Annotated in this window: 34 protein-coding genes; 7 read left to right on the top strand and 27 right to left on the bottom strand. The window is 37.2% G+C overall.

From position 1 onward, the window contains the following. Positions 1 to 139 precede the first annotated feature (139 nt). The 23 genes from infA to rpsJ form a co-directional block, all read right to left on the bottom strand. Positions 140 to 358 (bottom strand): translation initiation factor IF-1, encoded by a 219-nt coding sequence (gene infA, locus CVT18_RS02100; RefSeq protein ID WP_002848031.1) that lies wholly within the window; start codon positions 356 to 358, stop codon positions 140 to 142. A gap of 34 nt (positions 359 to 392) precedes the next feature. Continuing rightward, the gene (gene map / locus CVT18_RS02105) at positions 393 to 1151 is read right to left on the bottom strand and encodes a type I methionyl aminopeptidase (protein ID WP_103628649.1); all 759 of its coding nucleotides are present in this window, start codon (positions 1149 to 1151) and stop codon (positions 393 to 395) included. Position 1152: 1 nt separating this feature from the next. Further along, a complete protein-coding gene (secY, locus tag CVT18_RS02110) occupies positions 1153 to 2415 on the bottom strand; it encodes a preprotein translocase subunit SecY (protein WP_103628650.1) in 1263 nt (420 codons plus the stop codon). Beyond that, positions 2415 to 2816, bottom strand: a complete 402-nt coding sequence (gene rplO / locus CVT18_RS02115; RefSeq protein ID WP_021089212.1) for a 50S ribosomal protein L15 — start codon at positions 2814 to 2816, stop codon at positions 2415 to 2417. The genes secY and rplO overlap by 1 nt, the downstream gene beginning before the upstream one ends. A gap of 15 nt (positions 2817 to 2831) precedes the next feature. Then, positions 2832 to 3275, bottom strand: a complete 444-nt coding sequence (gene rpsE / locus CVT18_RS02120; protein WP_002941646.1) for a 30S ribosomal protein S5 — start codon at positions 3273 to 3275, stop codon at positions 2832 to 2834. Positions 3276 to 3290: 15 nt separating this feature from the next. Then, the gene (gene rplR / locus CVT18_RS02125; protein WP_021091120.1) at positions 3291 to 3647 is read right to left on the bottom strand and encodes a 50S ribosomal protein L18; all 357 of its coding nucleotides are present in this window, start codon (positions 3645 to 3647) and stop codon (positions 3291 to 3293) included. Positions 3648 to 3657: 10 nt separating this feature from the next. Further along, positions 3658 to 4194 (bottom strand): 50S ribosomal protein L6, encoded by a 537-nt coding sequence (gene rplF / locus CVT18_RS02130; protein ID WP_021091127.1) that lies wholly within the window; start codon positions 4192 to 4194, stop codon positions 3658 to 3660. 193 nt (positions 4195 to 4387) lie between these two features. Further along, positions 4388 to 4783: a 30S ribosomal protein S8 gene (gene rpsH / locus CVT18_RS02135; RefSeq protein ID WP_021091129.1), complete on the bottom strand. Its 396-nt coding sequence runs from the start codon at positions 4781 to 4783 to the stop codon at positions 4388 to 4390. 9 nt (positions 4784 to 4792) lie between these two features. Beyond that, positions 4793 to 4978 (bottom strand): type Z 30S ribosomal protein S14, encoded by a 186-nt coding sequence (locus CVT18_RS02140; protein ID WP_002941532.1) that lies wholly within the window; start codon positions 4976 to 4978, stop codon positions 4793 to 4795. 1 nt (position 4979) lies between these two features. Continuing rightward, entirely contained in the window at positions 4980 to 5525 is a 546-nt protein-coding gene (gene rplE, locus CVT18_RS02145; RefSeq protein WP_103628651.1) for a 50S ribosomal protein L5, read from the bottom strand. A 5-nt stretch (positions 5526 to 5530) separates the two neighbouring features. After that, positions 5531 to 5767: a 50S ribosomal protein L24 gene (gene rplX, locus CVT18_RS02150; RefSeq protein ID WP_009295260.1), complete on the bottom strand. Its 237-nt coding sequence runs from the start codon at positions 5765 to 5767 to the stop codon at positions 5531 to 5533. Further along, the gene (gene rplN, locus CVT18_RS02155) at positions 5767 to 6135 is read right to left on the bottom strand and encodes a 50S ribosomal protein L14 (protein ID WP_021091075.1); all 369 of its coding nucleotides are present in this window, start codon (positions 6133 to 6135) and stop codon (positions 5767 to 5769) included. The genes rplX and rplN overlap by 1 nt, the downstream gene beginning before the upstream one ends. Then, complete coding sequence (rpsQ, locus tag CVT18_RS02160; RefSeq protein WP_021091107.1) at positions 6135 to 6386, bottom strand: 30S ribosomal protein S17; 252 nt, start codon at positions 6384 to 6386, stop codon at positions 6135 to 6137. The genes rplN and rpsQ overlap by 1 nt, the downstream gene beginning before the upstream one ends. A gap of 1 nt (position 6387) precedes the next feature. Continuing rightward, on the bottom strand, positions 6388 to 6582 hold the full coding sequence (gene rpmC / locus CVT18_RS02165) for a 50S ribosomal protein L29 (protein ID WP_002941625.1): 195 nt from the start codon (positions 6580 to 6582) through the stop codon (positions 6388 to 6390). Then, positions 6569 to 6994 carry a 50S ribosomal protein L16 gene (gene rplP, locus CVT18_RS02170; RefSeq protein ID WP_021091116.1) on the bottom strand — a complete coding sequence of 142 codons (426 nt, stop codon included), beginning with the start codon at positions 6992 to 6994 and terminating at the stop codon, positions 6569 to 6571. The genes rpmC and rplP overlap by 14 nt, the downstream gene beginning before the upstream one ends. A gap of 2 nt (positions 6995 to 6996) precedes the next feature. Next, positions 6997 to 7695, bottom strand: a complete 699-nt coding sequence (gene rpsC, locus CVT18_RS02175) for a 30S ribosomal protein S3 (protein ID WP_002941650.1) — start codon at positions 7693 to 7695, stop codon at positions 6997 to 6999. 1 nt (position 7696) lies between these two features. Then, complete coding sequence (gene rplV / locus CVT18_RS02180) at positions 7697 to 8029, bottom strand: 50S ribosomal protein L22 (protein WP_009295259.1); 333 nt, start codon at positions 8027 to 8029, stop codon at positions 7697 to 7699. A gap of 11 nt (positions 8030 to 8040) precedes the next feature. Next, positions 8041 to 8322: a 30S ribosomal protein S19 gene (rpsS, locus tag CVT18_RS02185; protein WP_002941639.1), complete on the bottom strand. Its 282-nt coding sequence runs from the start codon at positions 8320 to 8322 to the stop codon at positions 8041 to 8043. A gap of 2 nt (positions 8323 to 8324) precedes the next feature. Continuing rightward, on the bottom strand, positions 8325 to 9158 hold the full coding sequence (rplB, locus tag CVT18_RS02190; RefSeq protein ID WP_103599323.1) for a 50S ribosomal protein L2: 834 nt from the start codon (positions 9156 to 9158) through the stop codon (positions 8325 to 8327). 1 nt (position 9159) lies between these two features. Then, positions 9160 to 9441 (bottom strand): 50S ribosomal protein L23, encoded by a 282-nt coding sequence (locus CVT18_RS02195; protein WP_103628652.1) that lies wholly within the window; start codon positions 9439 to 9441, stop codon positions 9160 to 9162. A gap of 1 nt (position 9442) precedes the next feature. Further along, entirely contained in the window at positions 9443 to 10057 is a 615-nt protein-coding gene (rplD, locus tag CVT18_RS02200; protein WP_012140561.1) for a 50S ribosomal protein L4, read from the bottom strand. Next, entirely contained in the window at positions 10054 to 10632 is a 579-nt protein-coding gene (gene rplC / locus CVT18_RS02205; protein WP_002941563.1) for a 50S ribosomal protein L3, read from the bottom strand. Before rplC ends, rplD begins: the two co-directional genes overlap by 4 nt. 20 nt (positions 10633 to 10652) lie before the next feature. Further along, on the bottom strand, positions 10653 to 10961 hold the full coding sequence (rpsJ, locus tag CVT18_RS02210) for a 30S ribosomal protein S10 (protein ID WP_009295257.1): 309 nt from the start codon (positions 10959 to 10961) through the stop codon (positions 10653 to 10655). 257 nt (positions 10962 to 11218) lie between these two features. Here rpsJ and CVT18_RS02215 point away from each other — a divergent pair, with 257 nt between their 5' ends. From CVT18_RS02215 to CVT18_RS02230, 4 genes are all read left to right on the top strand, one after another. Next, a complete protein-coding gene (locus CVT18_RS02215) occupies positions 11219 to 14278 on the top strand; it encodes an Eco57I restriction-modification methylase domain-containing protein (RefSeq protein WP_107824185.1) in 3060 nt (1019 codons plus the stop codon). Continuing rightward, entirely contained in the window at positions 14241 to 15335 is a 1095-nt protein-coding gene (locus CVT18_RS02220; RefSeq protein WP_107824186.1) for an ATP-binding protein, read from the top strand. Before CVT18_RS02215 ends, CVT18_RS02220 begins: the two co-directional genes overlap by 38 nt. A gap of 78 nt (positions 15336 to 15413) precedes the next feature. Then, positions 15414 to 16268, top strand: coding sequence for an S-adenosylmethionine tRNA ribosyltransferase (locus CVT18_RS02225; RefSeq protein WP_107824187.1), 855 nt, complete (start codon positions 15414 to 15416; stop codon positions 16266 to 16268). Next, positions 16268 to 16819, top strand: a complete 552-nt coding sequence (locus CVT18_RS02230) for a ribonuclease HII (RefSeq protein ID WP_107824188.1) — start codon at positions 16268 to 16270, stop codon at positions 16817 to 16819. Before CVT18_RS02225 ends, CVT18_RS02230 begins: the two co-directional genes overlap by 1 nt. Before the next feature lie 45 nt (positions 16820 to 16864). Here the strand turns inward: CVT18_RS02230 and tpx are convergent, their stop codons facing one another. From tpx to CVT18_RS02245, 3 genes are all read right to left on the bottom strand, one after another. After that, positions 16865 to 17389: a thiol peroxidase gene (gene tpx, locus CVT18_RS02235; protein WP_084109897.1), complete on the bottom strand. Its 525-nt coding sequence runs from the start codon at positions 17387 to 17389 to the stop codon at positions 16865 to 16867. 14 nt (positions 17390 to 17403) lie between these two features. Continuing rightward, on the bottom strand, positions 17404 to 18546 hold the full coding sequence (locus tag CVT18_RS02240; protein WP_103628657.1) for a trans-sulfuration enzyme family protein: 1143 nt from the start codon (positions 18544 to 18546) through the stop codon (positions 17404 to 17406). A 216-nt stretch (positions 18547 to 18762) separates the two neighbouring features. Next, a complete protein-coding gene (locus CVT18_RS02245; RefSeq protein ID WP_103628658.1) occupies positions 18763 to 19218 on the bottom strand; it encodes a DIP1984 family protein in 456 nt (151 codons plus the stop codon). Positions 19219 to 19317: 99 nt separating this feature from the next. On the opposite strand from CVT18_RS02245, the gene CVT18_RS02250 reads away from it, so the two are divergent. Next, positions 19318 to 20484, top strand: coding sequence for a MalY/PatB family protein (locus CVT18_RS02250; RefSeq protein ID WP_103628659.1), 1167 nt, complete (start codon positions 19318 to 19320; stop codon positions 20482 to 20484). 500 nt (positions 20485 to 20984) lie between these two features. On the opposite strand, the gene sodB is transcribed toward CVT18_RS02250, so the two are convergent. Continuing rightward, on the bottom strand, positions 20985 to 21602 hold the full coding sequence (gene sodB / locus CVT18_RS02255) for a superoxide dismutase [Fe] (protein ID WP_107691603.1): 618 nt from the start codon (positions 21600 to 21602) through the stop codon (positions 20985 to 20987). Between the two features lie 441 nt (positions 21603 to 22043). On the opposite strand from sodB, the gene CVT18_RS02260 reads away from it, so the two are divergent. Further along, entirely contained in the window at positions 22044 to 23036 is a 993-nt protein-coding gene (locus CVT18_RS02260; protein ID WP_103629382.1) for a DctP family TRAP transporter solute-binding subunit, read from the top strand. Then, positions 23036 to 23578, top strand: a complete 543-nt coding sequence (locus CVT18_RS02265) for a TRAP transporter small permease (protein ID WP_103629383.1) — start codon at positions 23036 to 23038, stop codon at positions 23576 to 23578. The genes CVT18_RS02260 and CVT18_RS02265 overlap by 1 nt, the downstream gene beginning before the upstream one ends.

Here is a 23578-nt window from a genome sequence, read left to right on the forward strand (position 1 = left end):
AAAGAAAGAATTTAAACCAACTATTTTCAAAATAAGTGGGGAACTTTGAAAATAATTCTTCATACAGCTTTTCGCAAAGCTTGGATTTTACCTAAAACCAGCTTTAAATTTACTTAGCATATTTGCCAAGGGGCTAAATTTACTTATATCTATAAGTGATCCTGCCCTTGTCTAGGCTATATGGCGTAAGTTCTACTTTTACGCGGTCGCCAGGCATTATCTTTATATAATGCATTCTCATTTTTCCGGCGATATGACATAAAATTATATGTTTATTGTCAAGCTCAACTTTAAAAGTTGCATTTGGCAGTGCTTCAACAACATTTCCATCAATCTCAATGACATCGTCTTTTGCCACAAATTCTCCTTTCTTTAAATTTTTGCTATAAATTTTACGCTTGGCTTAAAATTTCAGCTTTGCCATTAACTATCGCCATACAATGCTCATAATGGCTGGTTCTTAAACCATCTTTTGAGGTTACTTTCCAGTTATCGCTTCCTAAAACTGGCATGCCGTCTTTTTGGCAAATCATCGGCTCTATACAAAATACCATTCCCTCTTTTATCTTTGGTCCAGCTTTTGGGTTGTTTCCATCAAGGTAGTTTGGAATTTCTGGCTCTTCGTGTGGCCTTTTGCCTATGCCGTGGCCACAATACCCACGTAAAGGTACATAGCCTCTGCCTAGTATAAATTTCTCAAGCTCGTAGCAAATTTCTTTAAAATGCATACCAGCTCTTATGAAATCAATAGCAAAATATAGTGCATCTTTTGAGCAAGCAATCAAAGCCTCGTCTTCTTTTGAAATTTTACCAACTCCAAAAGTCCTAGCCGAATCACCAAAATAACCATCTAAATTTGAGCCAATATCAACACTAACGATATCACCCTCTTTTAGTTTGTATTCATTTGGAATTCCGTGGATCACCACTTCATTGACACTTATGCAAGCTGCATTTGGAAAGCCATAAAGACCTTTAAAAGCAGGTTTTGCCCCAGCAGCCCTTATCATATCTTCGCAAATTTTATCTATCTCAAGAAGGGAAATTCCAGGCTTTATGATCGTAGAAACGTGATCAAGAGTTTGAGCGACGATCTTATTCGCCGCTCTCATTTTCTCTATCTCAGCCGGTCTTTTTAGCGTGATAGCCATTTTATAGACCTACTGCACTTAGAGTTTGGTATTTGTTTGTATAAGACTGAGCTTCTATACGCCTCATCGTATCAAGTGCTACTGAAACCACGATAAGTACTGATGTACCACCAAAATAAAATGGAACACCCATAGTCTTTACAAGTACCCAAGGTAGTGTTGAAATGACACCTAAGTATAAAGCTCCACCTAAAGTTAGTCTGCCAGCTACTTCGTTTAGATAGCTAGCAGTACTTTCGCCTGGTCTAACACCAGGGATAAACCCGCCTTGTTTCTTTAAATTTTCACTTATATCTTTTGTGTTAAAGACGATAGATGCGTAGAAAAACGCAAAGAAGATAATAAATAAAAATGTTAAAACATTAAACATATAGCTATTTGGACTTAAAAAGTCGTTGATAGCCTGGATTACTGGATTTGTGCTAGCCTGCAAGATAGTGCTTGGAAACATCAAAATCGCACTAGCAAATATAGGTGGGATAACGCCACTTAAATTTACTTTGATCGGTATATAGTTCATTATACGCTTGTTTTGATTTTCCATTATCACTTTTCTTGAGTAAGAAATAGGGATACGTCTTTCGCCCATCTCGACAAAGATAATAGCACCAATAGTAGCTAAAATAATCACCAAAATAGCGATGACTGTTAGGAAATTCATCTCAGAAGTATTTACCAAATTTACAGTTCCGCCGATCGCACTAGGTATGCCAGAGACGATGCCCGCAAAGATGATAAGACTTATGCCGTTGCCTATACCGCGCTGGGTAATCTGCTCGCCTATCCACATAAGTAGCATAGTACCAGTTAGCATAGATACAGCAGAGATCGCGATAAATAAATTCATATCTATCATGATAGCTTGCTCGCCGCCACGACCGCTTAAGCTTTGAAGTCCGATAGAAACGCCGATTGATTGTACAAGAGTGATAACGATAGTTGCATAACGTATGATTTGCATATATTTTTGCATACCGTCGCGCTCTTTTTTCATCTGACCTAATTTCGGGAATGTTGCTGCTAAAAGCTCCATGATGATCGAAGCTGTGATGTAAGGCATGATGCCTAGAGATATGATACTTAAACGCTCAGCAGCTTTACCACTAAACATATTAAATAGACCCAAGGCGTTGCTATTGTTTGAATTGAAAAATTCTTTAATTACGTCGACATTAACACCAGGAACTGGCACATAAGCCAGTATCCTGTATGCGAACAAAAATGCCAACGTGATTAAAATCTTGTTGGTCAGTGTTTTATCCATTATTTTGTTCCGCTAACGCTAACGTTCTCGTCTTTGATCTTTGAAGCAAGAGCTTTTGCGCTTGCACCGATTAGTTTTATCTTAGTAACGCTCTTTGAAATTTTATGAACGCTAGCTATTGTTGCTATTGAAATTTCCGCAAGCTCTTTTATAGCTGCGATCTTTTCAACATTGATAACATAAGGTTTTTCAAATTTAGAAGTAAAGCCTACCTTTGGAAGACGTCTTTGAAGTGGTTGTTGTCCGCCCTCAAAACCTCTTTTTTCATTGTAGCCTTTTCTTGCTCTTTGACCTTTATTACCTTTGCCAGCAGTTTTGCCATTGCCACTGCCTTGGCCACGACCTATTCTTTTGGTTGCATGAGTTGAACCTGCAGCAGGTGTTAATTTTTCTAATGCCATCTTAACTCCTTTCTCTTAGCTTTTTAGCAAACTAAGTGCTTTTATAGTAGCACGAACGACATTTGCTGAGTTATTTGAGCCAAGTGATTTAGTAAGGATATCCTTAATACCTGCAAGCTCGATAATAGGACGTGCACTACCACCAGCGATAACACCAGTACCCTCGCTAGCTGGGCGAAGTAGCATTCTACTTGCGTTATATTTTACCTCTACATCATGAGGGATAGTTGTGCCTTTGATCTTAACGTGGATAATATTTTTAAATGCGTCGTCAATCGCTTTTCTCATCGCATCTGGTACCTCTTTAGCTTTACCATAACCAAAGCCAACTAGACCATTTCTATTACCAACAACAACTAAAGCTGTAAATCTAAATCTACGGCCACCTTTAACAACCTTTGTAACCCGACCGATATCGACGATTACTTCTTCAAATTCTTCTCTATTATATTTTTCCATCGATTTTCCTTTGGGTTATAGCTTGATGCCATTTTCTCTTAAAGCTTCAGCAAATGCTGCGATAACGCCATGATACAAATAACCATTTCTATCAAAAACTGCAACATCTATCTTCTTAGCTTTTAAAGCCTTAGCAAATTCTTTAGCTAAAGTGACCGCACCTTCTTTATTTGCTTTTATGCCTATCTTTCTGCCATCAACCGCAGCTAGTGTAGTAGCTGTAACGTCATCAATTGCTTGAACATAAAGAGTTCTGTTTGATTTGAAAATAGAAACTCTTGGACAAGTTGCAACACCAGAAATTTTACCTCTGATTCTTCTTTTTCTCTTAATTCTAAGAGCGATTTTTCTTTTTAGTACTTTTGCTGTCATTTACCGCTCCTTACTTCTTAGATGTCTTGCCCGCTTTGCGGATGATGCGTTCTTCTAGATATTTAACGCCTTTGCCTTTGTATGGCTCAGGTGGTCTAAATCCTCTAACTTGAGCAGCCACTTGACCTACTACTTGTTTGTCATCGCCTTTGATAGTAATAACGTTTTTCTCAACACTAGCTTCAACGCCTGCTGGTAGCTCATAGTTGATAAGGTGTGAAAAACCAAGAGAAAGCTCTAGAATTTTACCTTTTGCAGCTGCTTTATAACCAACGCCGTTGATCTCAAGCTGGCGAGTGAATCCCGCAGTGATACCAGTTACGATATTATTAGCAAGTGCTCTATATGTTCCCCAGTAAGCTCTACTTTGGCGATCTTCGCCCTTTGGAGCAAAAACTATATGACCATTTTCTATCTTGACATCAACATGACCTTTTGTGTCAAGCTCTTTTATATGATTGCCCTTTTTAAATTTTAGGACATTATTTTCAACGCTAACGTCTACACCACTTGGGATAGCGATAGGCTGTTTTCCAATACGTGACATTTTTTTCCTTTACTTGTCTAGGGTGTTCCTACATTTACGAATAAACACCACAATGCCGTAAATTTTATCGTCAGATTTGACGAAACCTTCATTTGAATTTCTAAATTTAGCTTTGGCAAAATCTAAAATTTTACCAAGCTAAAAATTTAATCTTACCTTTATAGGGCTAAAATAGCGTTTTTAATGCAGTTTATTACCAAACCGTGCAAAGAACTTCGCCGCCAACGCCAGCTTTACTTGCTTCAATACCGCTCATAACGCCTTTGCTTGTGCTAACAATAACTGTTCCGTAACCATTTTTAAAACGCTTAATGTCGTCTTTGCCTTGATAGACACGGCGACCAGGTTTTGAAACCCTTTTAAGCTCGTTTATAACGCTTCTACCGTACTCATCATACTTTAAAACTACATTTATAAATTTCTTGTTACCTTCTTCGATAACGTTGTAGCTCTCCACATAGCCTTTTGCTGCAAGGATAGAAAGAGTAGCCTCAACAACCTTAGAATGAAGCAATTTCGCAGTTTCAAGCTTTCTCATACTTGCATTTCTAATGCGTGTTAATCCATCTGATATTAAATCGTTTAACATTTCTCTTCCTTACCAACTTGCTTTTTTAAGACCAGGTATCAGGCCTTCGTTAGCCATTTTTCTTAGGCAAACACGGCAAATTCCAAAATCTTTATAAACAGAGTGCGGACGACCGCAAATTTGGCATCTAGTATAGCCGCGAACCGCAAATTTTGGCTTGCGTGCAGCTTTTGCTATCATTGATTTCTTTGCCATTTTACTTTCCTTTTGCAAACGGCACACCAAATAGCTCTAGCAATTTGAATGCCTCTTTATCGTTTTTAGCCGTAGTAGCAATCGTAATATTCATACCATGAGTTCGTAAAATTTTATCATACTCAACCTCTGGAAACATTAGCTGCTCGGTAAGACCGAAGTTATAGTTTCCACGTCCATCAAAGCCATTTTTTGGAAGACCACGGAAGTCTTTAACTCTTGGAAGAGCAACGCTGATCAGCTTATCTAAGAAAGCATACATTTGCTCTTTTCTCAAAGTTACTTTGATACCAACAGGAAAACCCTCGCGAACTTTAAAGCCAGCAACTGATTTTTTAGCATCAGTTATAACCGCTTTTTGTCCAGCGATAAGTGAAATGGTATCAGCCATATTTTGAAGCACTTTCTGATCTTTAGCAGAGTCTCCAGCGCCTACACTGATCACAATTTTCTCGAGTGCAGGGATAAGCATTGGATTTTTGATGTCAAATTCTTTTACGAGAGCTGGCTTGATAGTTTCGTTAAATTTATCTTTTAATCTACTCATATCTCTTATCCTTCAACTTTCGCGACGTTTGATATGTCAATTGGCATCTCTTTATTTACGTGACCACCATTTGGAGTTTTTTCGCTTGGCTTGATAGCTTTTTTAGCTACTTTGCATCCCTCAACTATAACCTGACCTTTTTTTGCAAGAACTGCTAAAATTTTGCCAGTTTTGCCTTTATCGTCACCAGCGATGATCTTAACAGTATCGCCTTTTTTGACTTTAAATTTTACATTAGCCATTATAAAACCTCCGGAGCTAGCGAAACAATCTTCATAAAGTTAGCATATCTAACTTCACGTCCAACTGGTCCAAAAATACGAGTGCCGACTGGCTCTTTTTTGCTATCAAGTATAACAGCTGCATTCTCATCAAAGCGGATTAGCGAACCATTATCTCTTTGAACCTCTTTTTTAGTTCTTACAACAACAGCTTTTACAACCTGTCCTTTTTTGATCTTACCATTTGGAAGAGCTTTTTTAACAGAGCAAACTATGATATCGCCAAGTGTAGCGTATCTTCTTTTGCTGCCACCAAGAACTTTTATACACATTAACTCTTTTGCACCACTATTATCAGCAACTGCAAGTCTTGTAAAACTTTGAATCATTACTCAACTCCCTTTGCCAATACAGCTTTTAAGCGAAAATTCTTGCGAGCTGAAAGTGGTCTGCACTCGATCGCAACAACTGTATCGCCTGCTCTTGTCTCATTTTTCTCATCGTGAACTAAATACTTTTTAAAGCGTTTTACAAATTTATGGTATCTTGGGTGCATAACGCGTCTTTCTACCAAAATAGTAGCTGTTTTATCTCCAGCTTTTTGTAAAACAACACCTTGAATTTCTCTTTTTAATGCCATTTTACGCCCCTTGTCTTGTTGCACTAATTGCAGTGTTGATCTGAGCTATCTCTTTGCGAACAGCACTAATCTCATTAGGGTTGCTTAACTGCATAGTTTTTAGCTTTTGTCTTAAAGTAAATAAAAGCACCTTTTTCTCTTTTAGCAACGCGTTTAATTCTGCAACGCTCTTATCTTTTAACTCAGTATATTTCATTTTCACTCTCTCGCGTTACAAATTTTGATTTGAAAGGAAGTTTGTGTAAAGCTAAAGTTAGAGCTTCACGAGCCAACTCTTCGCTAACACCAGCCATTTCAAATATTATACGACCAGGTTTGATATTCATAACCCACTCTTCAACTCCAGCCTTACCTTTACCCATACGAGTTTGTAGAGGTTTTTTAGTAAGTGGCTTATCAGGGAAAACCCTAATCCAAATTTTAGCCTGTCTTTTTACGTGACGAGTTAGAGCTTGACGAGCAGCTTCTATTTGGCGTGAATTTATTCTACCAGCTTCAACAGCCTTAAGTGCAAATTCGCCAGTTGCTAAAGATGCTCCACGAGTCGCATAACCACGGTTGCGACCTTTCATTTGCTTACGAAATTTCGTTCTTTTAGGCATCAACATAATTATTTACCTCTTCTTGCTCTACGTGTTTTCTTAGGTGCCTCTTCTTCAGTTTTCTCAGGTTGAACACCTTTTTGAAGAACCTCACCTTTAAAAATCCATACTTTAATACCTATGTTTCCATAAGTCGTATGAGCCTCAGCTACACCGTAATCGATCTTCGCTCTAAGAGTATGAAGCGGAACGCGACCTTCTAGATACCACTCGGTTCTTGCCATCTCAGCGCCACCTAAACGACCAGCAACTGAAATTTTGATACCTTTAGCACCTGATTTTTGAGCACCTTGGATAACTTTTTTCATAGCACGTCTAAATGCGACACGCTTTTCAAGTTGCATAGCTACGTTTTCAGCAGCAAGTTGAGCTGAAGCTTGAGCTTTTCTTTCTTCTTTGATATTTACATTTACTTCTTTGCCGATAAGCTTGCTAACTTCGTTCTTTAGATTTTCAACATCTTGACCTTTTTTGCCGATGATGATACCAGGACGAGCTGCAACTACGGTTACACGAAGTTTTTTAGCCGTTCTTTCAATTAGAATTTGGCTAATTCCTGCATAGTAAAGTTTTTTCTTTAAAAATGCACGAATTTTGTAATCTTCACCGATATTTTCAGGAAGACTTTGCTTGGTTGGAAACCATCTAGATTCCCAGTTGCGGTTAATTCCTAGTCTAAGACCTATTGGATTTACTTTTTGTCCCATATTATGCTTCCTTCTTTTCAGGTTTAGATACTTCTACCATTACATGAGAAGTAGGTTTGCGAATTTTGCTCGCTGTTCCTCTTGCTCTTGGTCTAAATCTCTTTAATACAGGACCAGCGTCAACGCGGCAACTAGTTACTACAACCTCTTCTGGCTCAAATCCGCCATTTGCTACTGCTGAGCTAATAGCGTTTGCTATAAATTTAGCACCACGATTTGGCATAAATTGCAAGCTTGCAAGTGCTAGCTCGGCATTCATACCTTGAACTTCTCTTGCTATAAGTCTTGCTTTTGTAGGAGAAAGTCTTACGAATTTTATAATTGCTTTACTCATATTATCTCCCCTTACTTGCCGATTTTCTTTTGCACTGAGCCTTTATGACCCTTAAATGTGCGTGTTGGAGCAAATTCGCCAAGTTTATAGCCTATATGATTTTCTGTAACATATACAGGAATAAAGCTCTTGCCATTGTGAACGTTAAATGTTAGTCCAATCATTTCAGGTACAATCGTGCTACGTCTTGACCAAGTCTTGATTGGTTTGTTATCGTTTGCATTTTTTGCGGCAATAACTTTTTTCATTACATGATCATCTACGAAAGGACCTTTTTTGAGTGATCTTGCCATCTCTATTTTCCTTTCCTTCTTGAAATTATAAGCTTATCGCTAGCTTTTTTACGGCGAGTCTTAGCACCTTTGGTTGGTTTACCCCATGGAGTAACTGGGTGACGGCCTGAATTTTTCTTACCTTCACCACCACCGTGTGGGTGATCAACTGGGTTCATAGCAGAACCACGTGTTTGTGGGCGGATACCGCGGTGGCGATTACGTCCAGCTTTACCGATAGTGATGTTAGCCCAGTCTTCGTTACCAACTACACCGATACTTGCCATACACTCGGCTAGTACTTGTCTCATCTCGCCACTTGGCATTCTTAAGATAACATACTTCTCTTCTTTACCCATTAGCTGAGCATAACCGCCAGCTGAACGAGCTATCTGAGCGCCTTTGCCAGGTTTTAGCTCTACGTTATGAACGATAGTACCTACTGGGATAAATCTTAATTTCATAGCGTTACCTGGTTTAATATCCAGTGAGCCCTCATCGATAGATGCGATAACATCGCCAACATTTAGGCCATTTGGTCTAATGATATAGCGCTTTTCACCATCTTTGTAAGCTATAAGAGCGATACGGCAGTTTCTGTTTGGATCGTACTCGATCGCTTCAACTTTACCTTCTATACCAAATTTGCGACGTTTAAAGTCGATGATACGATAAAGTTTTTTTGCACCTGCTTCTTTATGTCTTGAAGTTATACGACCATTGTTATTTCTACCGCCAGATGCAGGTAGTTTAACAAGCAAGCTTCTAACGCTTGGTTTAGCTGTTATATCTTCAGAGCTTAGTCCAGTCATATATCTACGACTAGGTGTATATGGTTTATATGATTTTATAGCCATCTTACGCCTCCGTACTTTCTAGGCTTACGCCTTCAGGCAACTTAACGTAAAATTTCTTAATTTCGTCACGCTGGCCTACTCTTCCTCTAAAACGCTTAACCTTGCCGCTAATTCTAAGTGAATTTACGCGAACAGGCGTTACTCCAAAATACTCTTGTAAAACCGCTTTTAAGCTGTTTTTTGTAACTCTTGGTGAAGTTTGGATAACAACAACGCCTTGTTCTTGAAGGCCTAGAGTTTTTTCTGTATAAATAATTGTTTTGATATCAGTTATATCCGCCATTTTAGCCCTCTTTTGTTATAGTTTTTAGTGCAGCTTTTTCAATGATAACCGAACTAAATGTAGAGACAAGATAAGCATTTACCTCATTTGCATCTACTACATAGCAGTTTGCTAAATTTCTAAAAGCAAGTAGTGTTTTATCGTCTAGTAAATCTTTAACGATAAGCGCATCTTTTACTTTTAAATTTTTGATGATATTGGCTGCATCTTTTGTCTTTCCAGACTCGATTGAGATGCTATCTACTGCGAAAATTTTACCATCTTGTGCTTTTACTGCCAAAGCGTACTCAAGAGCTAGTCTTTTTTGTTTTTTATTGACTTTTTGAAAATAGTTTTTCTCGTTTGTTGGACCAAATGCAACTGCACCGCCTACCCAAACGTTAGTTCTAGTTGAACCTGCTCTTGCACCACCACGTCCTTTTTGTCTCCATGGTTTTTTACCACCACCGCTTACAAAAGCACGGCTTTTAGTATGAGCCGAATTTGCTCTTATACCAGCAAGGTAAGATTTTACATAAAGATATAGGTTGTGCGGATTTACTTCAGCGTAGCTTGCAGGAAGCTCTAACTCGCCTGAATTTTCAAATTTATCGTTTAATACGTGAATTTTACTCATTTTACAATCCTTATTTTACCCATTGCACCATTGTGACCAGGAACGCAACCTTTTACAACTACGATGCCATTTTGAGCGTCAAAGCTTATTAGCTCGTTTTTAACAGTAACTTTCTCATTGCCCATGTGTCCTGCCATTTTCATACCTGGTTGAACACGACCTGGCCATTCGCAGTTACCAATTGAACCGTGGCGTCTGTGGAAACGTGAGCCGTGGCTTTTTGGACCACCACCGAAACCATGTCTTTTTACCACACCTTGGTATCCTCTACCTTTTGAGTTAAAGCTAACTTTTAAAATTTTAGCCTCATTTAATGGTGTAAAGTCTAGGTTTCCAACTTCGCTATTAGCTACTTCAAGCGTAGCAAATTTGTTAAATTCTGCTGTCAGATTGTATTTCTTTTGCTGACCAGCGATAGCTTTGTTGTTTGCTTTAGTGTGGGCATACGCTACGATAGCACGTTTGTTTTCGTCGATCTCACATACTTTAGCCTCAACTAGCTTAAGTAGTGTAACTGGCGTACTCTTCGTGGCAATCGTTCTACTCATGCCTATTTTTTCTACAATATATTCCATACTCTTATCCTTTTGTCCGCTTATTTCATCGCACGAACTTCGACATTAACTTCTGGAGCTAGGTCGAGTTTTGTTAGGCTATCTACAGTTTCTGGAGTAGCAGCTACGATGTCAAGCATACGAGCGTGTATTCTCATCTCAAACTGCTCACGTGAGTCTTTGTTGATGTGTGGAGATTTTAAGACTGTATAGCGTTTGATCTTTGTAGGCATTGGTACCGGGCCACGAACGTCGGCACCTGTTCGTTTGACAGCTTCTACGATTGCTGCAACAGTGCGGTCTAGAACTCTATGGTCGTAAGCTTTTAGCTTTAACCTGATTCTTTCCATGTGTTTTCCTTTAAAAAGAACTTGTCGCAAACTCGCGACCTCTTTACATCAAAATAACTCGCATAGGATCAAGCGATCGTACGAGCAAAGACGCTTGTCTTTTCGTAAAGAGAACGCGATTTTACAAAAAAGCTATTATAGTTGTCAAGAAAAACGCTATTTTTTGATGAATTTTGATTAATTATTTCCTTTTAATAAGGAAGATATAAAATTTAAAAAGATAAAATTCCAAGAAATTAAAATTTTAAAGAGAAAAGATGCCGATCTTTAATCCAAAATTCTTACTAACTCAGAACCAAAACGAAGAAAAGCTTAAAAAGCGTTATGTAAATTTGCAAATATATCAGTCAAAAGCTAGCGAGATTAAGCGCTTCAAAGAAGAGAAATTTCAAACGCAGTTTCTAAAAGATATCTTTGAAAACTGCCTTGGTTACACTTTGGACACTACTAATCCTACAAATTTCAATCTTGAACGTGAGAAAAAGAACGAAACTGACGGCAAAAAGGCAGACGGGGCGATACTGATAAATGGCGAAGTTAGATGCGTGATCGAGCTAAAAGATCAGACCACACAACATCTTGATAAAACTCCGTCCAACCGCGAGCTTAGCCCGGTAGATCAAGCCTTTCGCTATTTTATCTCACATGAAAATGCCAAATATGCCGTTGTTTCAAATTTTAATGAACTGCGCTTTTACATCGGTAATAAAACAACATTTGAAAAATTTGACCTTTTTACAGCAAACTTTGACGAGTTTAAAAGACTTCATTTGCTGCTTAGCTTTGAGAGCATTAGCACGGATCTGCCGCTAAAGCTAAAAGAGAAATTTACCACTCACGAGCATGAAATTTCAAATAAATTTTATAAAGACTTTAGCGCATTTAGACTTGCTCTTTTTAAAAATATTTGCAAAAACAATGCTAGTATTGATAAAAATAGGCTTTTAAGCCTGACTCAAAAACTATGTGATAGGTTTGTCTTTATACTATTTGCTGAAGACCGCGGACTACTAAGACTTCGCACGATAGCCGAGATAAAAGATAAATTTCAAAACCAAGTTACTGAGCTTAGTTTTTATGACTTTTACAAAATTTACTTTAAAGCCATCGATGAAGGCAGTGAACGTCTTGATATCAAACGCTATAATGGCGGGCTTTTTGCCACAGATACTGAGCTTGATGCGCTAAAAATAGACGATAGCGTGCTTGAAGTGCAGTTTTTAAGTGACTATGACTTTTTAAGCGACATCGGTGTAAATATCCTAGGACATATCTTTGAAAGCTCACTAAACGACCTTGAAGAGTTAAATGCACAAATAAATGGTAATGAATTTGATGCCAAACAGAGCAAACGCAAAAAAGATGGCATATTTTATACACCAGAGTTTATAACAGAATTTATAGTTGAGAATTCGCTTGGTGCGCTTTGTAAAGCCAAAAAAGATGAGCTAGGGCTTGATCTAAATGAGTTACTAGCACCAAAAAATCCCAAAAAATTAACCAAAGCAGAAAGTGAGATCAAAGACAAAATTTATGCTTACCGTGAGTGGCTCTTATCTCTTAAGATACTTGATCCAGCTTGTGGCTCTGGTGCGTTTTTAAACCAAGCTTTAGAATTTCTCATTAGCGAGCATGGCGCATTAGACACTTACCGCAAAGTATATGAGGGCGAGGGCTTGGGACTTTACGATATAGAAAGCACTATTTTAGAAAATAACCTTTACGGTGTAGATATAAATGCCGATGCGGTCGAGATCGCCAGACTATCTCTTTGGCTCCGCACAGCTGCAAAAGGACGAGTTTTAACAGATCTTAGTAAAAATTTAGTAGCAGTAAACTCGCTTTTAGAATTTCCTTTTGACTTTAAATTTGATGTCGTTATCGGCAATCCTCCCTATGTTAGACAAGAGGCGATAAAAGAGCAAAAGCCAGCTCTACAAAAATATAAAGTTTATAGCGGCACAGCTGATTTATTTGTCTATTTTTATGAGCTTGGCATTACGCATCTAAAAGAAAATGGGCTTTTAGGTTTTATATGTTCAAATAAATTTTTCCGTGCCAGCTATGGTGAAAATTTACGTAAATTTATATTAGAAAATACGCAAATAACACATATTATCGATTTTGCTGGGGTTAAAGTTTTTGAAGACGCGAGCATAGATAGCGCGATTACTATTTTTAAAAAAATAAGAGCCGGTGGAAATTCAAAATTTAATTTCCTAGCTTCAAACAGCATAAATTTAAAAACACAAAAATTTATCCAAATACCACAATCCACACTAAGCGAAACAAATTTCACTTTCCTAGATAGCAGCAAATTTGAACTAAAAAGCAAGATCGAAAAAGTCGCAAAGCCATTAAAAGATTGGGGTGTGAATATCAATTATGGTGTCAAAACTGGACTAAACGAAGCATTTATCATCGACGATAGCACTCGTGATAAAATTTTAAATAACTGCTTTGGAGAAGAAAGAGAACAGACACAAAAGCTCATAAGACCGATCTTAAGGGGTCGAGATATAAAGCGTTATGACTATGAGTGGGCTGGGCTATGGCTCATTTGCACATTTCCGGCGTTAAAGATAGATATTGAAAATTTTCCAAGTCTTAAGGGATATTTACAAAATTTCTTGCCTTATATAGCACAAAGTGGCGAAACCATAAATGGTAAAAAATGCCGCAAAAAAACATCAAATAAATGGTTTGAGACGCAAGATAACATCGCTTATTATGAAGAATTCGAAAAAGAGAAAATTTTATGTGCAAGAATGGTGCAAAGCCCAAAATTTGCTTACGATATAAATAATAATATTCCAGACAATACTGCATATTGCATAACTGGCGAAAATTTAAAATTTTTATTAGCTTTTTTAAATTCAACAGCTGTTTATAAAATTTTCAACTTTTTCTATGCTGGAGGCGGACTTGAAGGCGAAATAAAAATAAATCGCTTAGAGATTTTACCTATCCCACAAATCACGCCACAAAATGAAAATTTATCAAACGAGATAATAAATTTGGTTGATGAAATTTTAAAAGCTAATGAAAAAATCAAGCTTTACGAGAAGCATATGCCTACTTTAACTCTTGATGAAAAGCTAGAAGCTAAAGAAAATATCGACGCGCTAAACGACAAAATCAAGGCAAGTGACAAAAAAATAGACAAACTTGTTTTTGAGCTTTATGAACTAACAAGCGATGAGATCGCGCTTATAACAAGGGGGGGGGGAATTGACGGTATAACAAAAATTTACATATACATCTTACAAAGGGGAGAAAATGAACCAATTAGAGCTTTATTACAATCAGCCGCTTAAATCAAGTAAATTTATCCCCAGAAAATACGAAATCATCTCGCCAAAGACGCTTATAATAGGCGCCATTTCAAGTGGCAAAACAGCCCTTGTTTATGAGTTTTTGAGCCATTATAAAAGCGAGGAGAGACTTTATGTAAATTTAGACGATCTAAGGATAGACAGAGCCTTACTTTTAGCAAATCTAAAAGAATTTTTAGAAAAAAATACCCAGATAAAGGTTCTTGCAGTTGAAAATTTACAAGCCACTGATCTTATAAATTTAAGCTTTTTAAAGGGCGCAACACTTGAAAATATCATCCTTACAAGCAAGGAATTTTCACTCACGATTGACGGCTTTGCTCGCATAAATTTAAACTATCTCGATTACGAGGAATTTATACTATTTTTTAAGAAAAATTTGGATCAAGACCTGCTTTTTAGCTACTTTTTGGCTCACGGCAACGAGATAGCAAGTGCTTTTTTGGACTCGAGTGAGGTCACAGCGCACTTACAGCAGCTCTTAAAAGCAAATTTAAGCGAGCAAAGCATTGCGATTTTAAAAGAATGTGCTCCAAAATGCCACGATGTGCTTAGTACTTTTGGTATCTACAAAAACCTAAAAGAGCAGATGAAAATCTCAAAAGATAGTGTCTATAACGCGGTAACCAGCCTTAATGAAAATGGCTTTATAGAATTAGTACCAAATTTAGATGAGAGCAGCACGAGCAAAAAGCTCTACTTTACAAATTTTGCACTTCGTAATGCTTTGTATCTAAAAAAGGACTTTTTGGCCGTCTTTGCAAATGTTGTTTTTTGCGAATTGCTTAAATTTAAAGATGAAATTTACTACACGAAAGAGATTGATTTCTTCCTTAGTAAAAGGAAGATCGCGATCATCTGCGTGCCGTTTTCTGCGCCAGAGATCATCTTTTTAAAATTTAAAAAACTCCACGCAAGCTTAAAAGAGCTAGGCGTAAGTAAGCTTCAGATAATCAGCGTCGCAAACCAAGCTGAGCTTAGCTTTGAGGGCATAAAATGCGAAATTTTGCCATTTTCTAGGTGGAGTCTAGGTTTATAAATTTAAACCTTTATTTGATTATTGTTTTAAAAGCTTAAAGTAAAGAAGCTATAATCAACAAAACTATGAAGGACAGATATGAGAGCATTTATTGGGATTTTTATACTTATAGTAAGCCTATTTGGCTATGAGATAAATCACGAAAACTGGGCAAAATTTTATAAATTTATTGGTGAGGCGAATGGCATAAAATTTGAAGTTTGTATGAACTATTTTAAAGATGAATTTGAAAATTTTAAGCAAAGTAAGAGCTTTAAAGTGCCGGCCAAGATAAGCGGACATATCTTTTTTGATGGTACAAAATATGACTACGAAAAAGGTAATCTTGAGCAAAATAGCAGTGAAATTTCATCGCTAAATGCTGTATCTGATAAGATAAATTTAGACGTTAAAAATGAAAATGGTGAGCTAAAGGGCAAAATAATCGTTAAAAACAAAGCCTATAATGCAACTATCAAAAAAGAAAAAGAGTATGAAATGCTAAATATTGGCATCCAAATGATCGAAGCAAATGGCACGAGATACGAAGCTATAATTAACGATATATTTGCCAAAGAATCGGCTAAAAAAAATAAAAATAAATTACTCTCGACACTTTATGACCTAAAAAGCGAGCGTAAAAAATGGCCAAATAACCAATTTGAAAGCCTAGATAACATCTACTATATAAATGACAAAATAAAAAGCATCTGCACCTATAAAAATAATAAAACTAGCTGCGATGTCGTCTTACTTAAAACCAACAAAAAGCTAAAGTTAAAGCAGATTTTTAAAGATATGAACGACCCTCATCTAAAAGCAATCCTCGCAACAGCAGGCGTTAGTGAAAATTTTGTACTTTCGCCACTTGGGCTTACCTTTTTAAACGAGGAGCAAATTAGCGTGCCACTTGATGAGCTAAGACCTTACTTTAGCGATGAAATCGGACTTTAATGGCAAAAATTTGTGGCATAGATGAGGCTGGACGTGGGGCTCTAGCTGGGCCTTTAAGCGTAGCGGCCTGCGTGCTTAATAAAGAAATTTCAGGCCTAAACGACTCCAAAAAACTAACCGCAAAAAAGCGTGAGGAGCTTTTTAAAGAGATCATAAAAAGCTCAAATTTTCTCATCATCTACTTCTCAAATGCGCAAATAGACGAACTTGGGCTAAGCGAGTGCTTAAGACGAGCGCTCAAAATTTTTAAGGCGCACTTTGAGGGTTTTGAGATTATTTATGATGGAAATTTAGACTATGGCGTTGGTATCACAACGATGATAAAAGCCGACAGCAAAGTCGCTGGGGTAAGCGCTGCTAGCATATTAGCAAAAGTTAGTCGTGATAGTTTGATGAAAGGCTGGGATAAAATTTACTCAAAGTATGGCTTTGCTGGGCACAAAGGATACGGCACAAAGGCTCACCTAGATGCCATTGCCAAGTTTGGCTATTCAAGCTTTCATAGAAAAAGCTTTGTAGTAAAATCTTTTGAAAAATCTCTATTTGACTAAGATTAATTATCTAAGCATCAAATAGATGCTTAGATAACGTCTTTTTTAATGGCAGCCACAACCGCAACTACCGCTACTTTTAATAGCATCAAATACAGCATCGTAGTTTGGCTCTTCTGTCACTTCAGGGACGATTTGTTTGTGAATTATTACGCCATCATTGATAACAAATACCGCTCTTGCAAGTAGTCCTTTTAGTGGGCCATCGCTCATTAAAACGCCATAGTTTTTAGCAAATTCTCCGTATCTAAAGTCGCTTCCAACATGTAAATTTGCTATGCCTTCAGTCGTGCAAAATCTCCCCATCGCAAATGGCAAATCATTTGAGATGATGCTAAGTTTTACACCATGTTTTCCAGCTACTTTTTCGTTAAATTTACGTGCTTCTGCCGCGCAAACGCCAGTATCAAGTGACGGCAGGCAAACAAGTACTTCTACGCCATTATTTCCGCCTACGCTAAACTCGCTAAGATCTTGCGCTACGACTTTTGCTTCAGGCGCATAAGAGCCTACGAAAACCTCATTTCCACTTAAATTTACCTCACTACCTTTAAATTTTGTAGTTGCCATATCTATCTCCTTTATTATTTTTTTGCTTTTTTAAATGCTTGATCAAGATCTGCTATTAGATCATCAGCGTTTTCGATACCGATTGCTAAACGAAGCAAGTTTTGCTTTATGCCGATCTTATCTAGCACCTCTTTTGGATATGCCTCATGCGTCATAGTTGCAGGCCTGCAAATAAGGCTTTCTACACCTCCAAGACTTACTGCTAGATCAAAAATTTCTAGCGATTTTACAAATTTATTTACATCATATTTTTCATCAAGCTCAAATGAGATAAGTGCACCGATGTCGCTTGCTTGAGCTGCTTGCATCTTAGCCTCTTGCTCGCTATATGAACCAGCAAAATGCACAACGCTAACAGCGTCATTATTCTGCAAAAATTTGATTATTTTATGAGTATTTTGCGTTTGTCTATCAAACCTAACGCTAAGCGTTTTAAGCCCACGTATTAGGTAGTAGGCATCCATCGGGCTTATGATGCCACCAAGCGTATTTTTAGCAAATTTTATCTTCTCAGCCAAAGCATCATCGTTTAGTGTGACGATACCAGCGATCACGTCGGCGTGTCCACCGATATATTTTGTAGCGCTATATACCACGATATCAGCTCCATGATCAAGCACTCTTTGATAATAAGGCGTTAAAAATGTGTTATCCACGATGACTAGAGCGCCTTTTTTGTGAGCGATCTTTGAAATTCTAGCAATGTCTGTCACTCTTAAGAGAGGATTTGACGGAGTTTCGATGAAGATAGCCGCCACGTCGTCACTAATGTCATCTTCGCTCAAAAAATTTAGATCGTCTATAAATTCGCTCTTTATGCCATGGCTTTCAAAAATAGTTGTAACATATCTATAAGTGCCACCATAGACGTTGCTATTTAGTAGGACCTTTTGCCCAGTTTTTATAAGGCTAAGTGCCGCCGCTGTTGCTGCCATGCCTGAGCCAAAACTAAAAGCGTATTTGCTGCCTTCAACCTTTGCAAAAATTTCATCAAATGCTTTTTTGGTTGGGTTGCTACCACGCGAATATGCAAATTCTTGAAAATTTTCAAGATCATCTTGCACAAACGTACTTGCTAAAAAAACAGGCGGAATGACAGCTTTATTTGGATTATTCTTAGCTTCAATGCCTTTTACGATCAATGTGTCAAGTTTCATAAATTTCCTTTTAAAAATTTGTGAAATCTTACATAATAAAGATTAATCTTCCCCAAACCCACCCAAAACGTAGCTAAATCAGTAAGTGGTAGTAACATTTATTTTTAAGAATGCATTTTTTAAATTGCTGGGATAAATTTAAGCTTTTGCTCTCTCCCCGCAAGCCTAATAAATTTTTCTTTTTACTCGCCTTTAGCTACATTTTCACCATAAATTTTACTCTACAAGATCAACTTGCCAGTTTGCCTCTTGTAGCTTCATGTCTAGCTCTCTGATCTCTTTGGATAACTCGTCTATTTGCTTTTGAAGCATGGCTACATCAACACTACTTAAAATTTTTATCTCACTATTTGAGTAAAGATCGACCTTTTGGCTTGCGCTTTTGGCAAATTCCCTAAGCACGCTTGCTTTTTGGCTTAGCGTATCTTTTTTAGCGATCATTTCAGTTAGACTCACATTTTCAAATTTTGCACTCGAGTTTGTTAAATTTATAGCCAAGATCAGCCTAAATAGCTCATCGCTTAGCCTATCAAGCTCTTTTAAAAGAAGCTTTGGATCTTCGCTAGGTCTTTCATTTTCTTGCATTTTTGCATTATCGAGCAACCTACCCTTTAGCTGCTCTAAACGTTTTTGTGTATCGGCTCTTAAAATGAGAGCCTGAGCTAATTTCATCATTTTTCCTTTTGAAATATTAAATTGAGAGAAAATTTCAAATTATATTAGTATCTTTTGGGTTATAATTGATTTAAAATTTTATTTTAAGGAAAAGCTATGAAGTACGATTTTGATACGCTTATTAGCAGAGATGGCACCAACTCGTCGAAGTGGCGAATGAAAAACGATGTTTTGCCAATGTGGGTTGCTGATATGGATTTTAAGGCCGCACCTGAAATTTTAAATGCCCTACAAAAGCGTCTTGATAATGGCGTCTTTGGCTACTCATTTATCCCAAAAGAGTGGAATGAAGCGATTAAAGGCTGGTGGAAAAGGCGTCATAACGTTAGCTTTGAAAACGAGTGGATGTGCTTTTGCACTGGCGTTATACCAGCGATTTCTACTGCGATTAGAAGATTTAGTAATCCAGGAGATCAAATTTTAGTTCAAGCTCCCGTCTATCACGTATTTTTTAACTGCATTAAAAATAATGGCCGCGAAATTTTATCAAACGACCTTGTCTATAAAGATGGCTCTTATGAGATCGATTTTGAAGACCTTGAGGCAAAGCTAGCTCAACCACTAACAACTATGATGCTTCTTTGCAATCCTCACAATCCAATAGGAAAAATTTGGGACAAAGAGACGCTTAAAAAGATAGGCGAGCTTTGCTATAAGCATGATGTTTTGGTTATCAGCGATGAGATCCACTGCGATATAACTGATCCTGGTCTAAGCTATGTGCCATTTATCAGCGTTAGTGAAGAGTGTAAAAATAACTCAATCACATGCATCTCACCTACAAAAGCTTTTAATATCGCAGGACTTCAAAGCTCAGCTATCGTCACACCAAATGAACAGATACGCGCCAGAATAAATGCGGCTGTAAATTATGATGAGATAGGTGAAGCAAACGCATTTGCAATAACTGCGACAATAGCGGCATTTAACGATAGCCAAACATGGCTTGATGAGCTTAGGAATTATCTCTTTGAAAACAAAAAAATCGTTATAAATTTCATAAAAGAGCAAAATTTGCCAGTAAAACTTCTGCCTTCAAATGCGACTTATCTTTTATGGCTTGATTGTAGCGCATTTTGCGAGGATTCGAGCGACTTTATGAATTTCTTGCGTGATAAAGCTGGGCTTTGGCTAAATGATGGCAATGCTTACAGGGGAGATAGATTTTTCCTCCGTATGAATATCGCAACCCAAAGAGCCAGAGTGCTTGAAGGGCTAAAACGCTTACAAAATGGTATAAATTTATACACTTCAAGAAAATAAAATTGACCAAATTTGGCTGGGTGGCTTTTGAATTTTAAGCTACTCCTGCCTAATATTGATACAGCTCGGGGCATTTTTGAAGCAGTAAATATTGCCCCAATATTTTTAAATATCAAATCAAATTGTACTGATAATTTTAAAGGCAAGATGACCTACACTAGTTTTTATTTGCTTGCTTAAATTTAAGTATATAACCTCTCTCAATCACGATATAGTAGATTAAAGCGAGCAATTTGTACCTTTTTGAAGTGATAAATTCTATACCCATGGCTTAAAAAATTTAGCAGTGGTTTAAAATTTTCAACAAAGCAGAAATTTGAAGTTGAGATAGCTCACGCTGGCTTTAAATTTAAGAGAAATTGTTTGCCAAAACGAAATTTTGAGCCATTTTTGAAGTTACACTTTCTTTTAAAACAAGGTAGTTTTTGCTAATAAATTTGATGATTTTAAAAATTTAGATAAAAGTAGAAATTTAAAGGCGGGAAAGTTCCCGCCAGATATTATTTATGAAGTTCTTTTGTGTAAAACTCAACTGAGCCAAGGCCCTCTTTTAGCGCCCACTCGTAAGCTTTGCTTACAAATTCCCAGTTTATGTTCTCATAAAATGTCTCTAGGTATTTTGGACGAGCGTTGAAGTTATCGATGTAGTAAGCGTGCTCCCAAACGTCAACAACTAGAAGTGGCACTTTGCCGTCACTCACTGGAGTTTTTGCATTGCTAGTTTGTACGATCTCTAGCTTTTTACTGCTTGGATCAAATACAAGCCACGCCCAGCCTGAGCCAAAAAGTGTTGTAGCTGCCTTTAAAAATTCCTCTTTGAAATTTGCAAAATTTGCCTCGATTGTAGCTTTTAGCTCGCTTGACATCTCACTTTTTTTAGCGATGCAGTCCCAGTAAAAGTCGTGGTTGTAAACTTGAGCGACATTGTTGTAAAGCCCACCTTCGCTATTTGTTAGAATTTCATAAAAAGATGCATTGGCAAATTTTGTATCTTTTATAAGATTGTTTAAATTTGCTACGTAAGTTGCATGATGCTTGCCGTAGTGGTATTCACAGGTTTTTGCGCTAACTACTGCATTGCTATTTGCATCAAATGGAAGTTTTCTAAGTTCAAACATAATAATTCCTTAATAATAAAATTTGTTGTTTCGTATTATAGCCATAAAAAATTAATAAACAAAAATCTTTTAAATTTAGCCACAAAATATAGGTTAAATTTAAGCAAACCTAAACTTACATTTTTGGCTAGCTTTTAAACTTATGAAAAAGCAAATTTAGAGCAAAATATCCCATACATTTGTTTAAATGGATTCAAAAATTTATTAAAAGTAAAAATAAAATAAATTTTATGTGTAAAAAAGTAACAAATATACTTTAAAAGTTTAGTTATAGAAAAATTATAAAAATTTTTCAAAAATATAAATTATCTTTTTGAAGTATATTTGTTACTAAAATACACATATAAAAATAAATAGCTGTGAATTTACGAAACAAAATTTCTAAATTTTTATTTTTGAAATTTATAATGCGTTTAACAAAACCATTACAAAGGATAAAAGATGAAATTCTTACAAGCTTTACTTTTCACTTGTGCCATCAGTGGCTTAGCATTTGGTGCAGACAAGGTCTATACGATCAAATTTGCTCACGTTGTTGCAGCTTCTACACCAAAAGGCAAAGCGGCTGATTTTTTCGCTAAACGTGCTGAGGAGCTAAGTGGCGGTAAATTAAAAGTTCAAGTCTTCCCATCAGCTCAGCTACTTGATGATGATAGAGTTTTTGGTGCGCTAAAGCTTGGCAATGTTCAAATGGCAGCTCCAAGTTTTTCAAAATTTACGCCTATTGTGCCGCAGTTTCAGCTATTTGACCTGCCTTTCATCTTTAAAGACGCAGAGCACCTTCATAAGGTCCAAGATGGCAAGGTCGGTGAGGAGCTAAAAGCCCTTGTTACAAAAAAAGGCTTTGTAGCGCTTGATTATTGGGATGCTGGATTTAAGCATTTTAGCTCAAGCAAAAAACCAGTTCTTGTGCCAGAAGATGCAAAAGGACAAAAATTTAGAATCCAAAGCTCAAAGGTACTTGAAGAACAAATTAAAGTAGTTGGTGGCAACCCACAAGTTTTACCATTTTCAGAGGTTTATTCTGCACTTCAACAAGGTGTAGTCGATGCGACTGAAAACCCACTTTCAAATTTCTATAACTCAAAATTTCACGAAGTTCAAAGCTCGCTTACACTTTCAAGTCATGGATATTTGGGCTATTTAGTCGTTATGAGCGATAAATTTTGGAGCAAGCTACCAGATGATCTAAAAGCAAATATAAAACAAGCTCTAAGCGAAGCAACAGCTTTCGAGAGAGAAGAGACAGCAAAAGAGGACGCTCACGTCATAGCTGAACTTGAAAAATACATCGCTGCTAGTAAAAAACTAGAAATTTATAAGATCGATGATGCACAAAAGGCTGAGTGGCAAAAGGTTATGCAATCAATCTATCCTAAATTTTACGATGTTATCGGTAAAGATCTCATAGAAAAGGCTCTTGGGACAAAATAATGAAGAGTTTTTTTAATGTCCTTGATATAGCGATAGCCTCACTAAATAAAACTATCGCAGTAGTCGGGCTAGCTAGTGGAACATTGCTGGCCTTTGCAAATGTTATGGCTAGATATTTTTTCGATAAAAGCTGGTCATGGGCGAGCGAGCTATCAAACTATCTTTTTATCTGGTCGGCATTTTTTGCCGCGGCATACGGCTTTAATAAGGGTATTCACGTCAGTGTAACTATTTTGGTGGAAAAATTTCCACCAGCCCTTGCAAAAGCGTGTTTAATCTTTTCTCATGTGCTAACTACTGTGTTTTTGTTATTTATCGCAGTCTATTCGATCGATTATCTACAAATTCTTCACGAGATCGAGCAGATGATAATAGACCTTGGCATACCTCAATGGGTCCCTATGTTAGTGCTTCCAATAGCCTTCGTTACAGCTAGCTACCGCTCGACTGAAAAAGCCATAAAAGTAGCTCTAACGCCTGCAGAAAATGTCGTGAGCAATGAAGCGCACGAGCTAGCTCATGGAAGCGTAGTCAAAGATTAA

The sequence above is a fragment of the Campylobacter concisus genome, from assembly GCF_003048405.1.
In the GTDB taxonomy this organism is placed as follows: Bacteria; Campylobacterota; Campylobacteria; order Campylobacterales; family Campylobacteraceae; genus Campylobacter_A; species Campylobacter_A concisus_Q.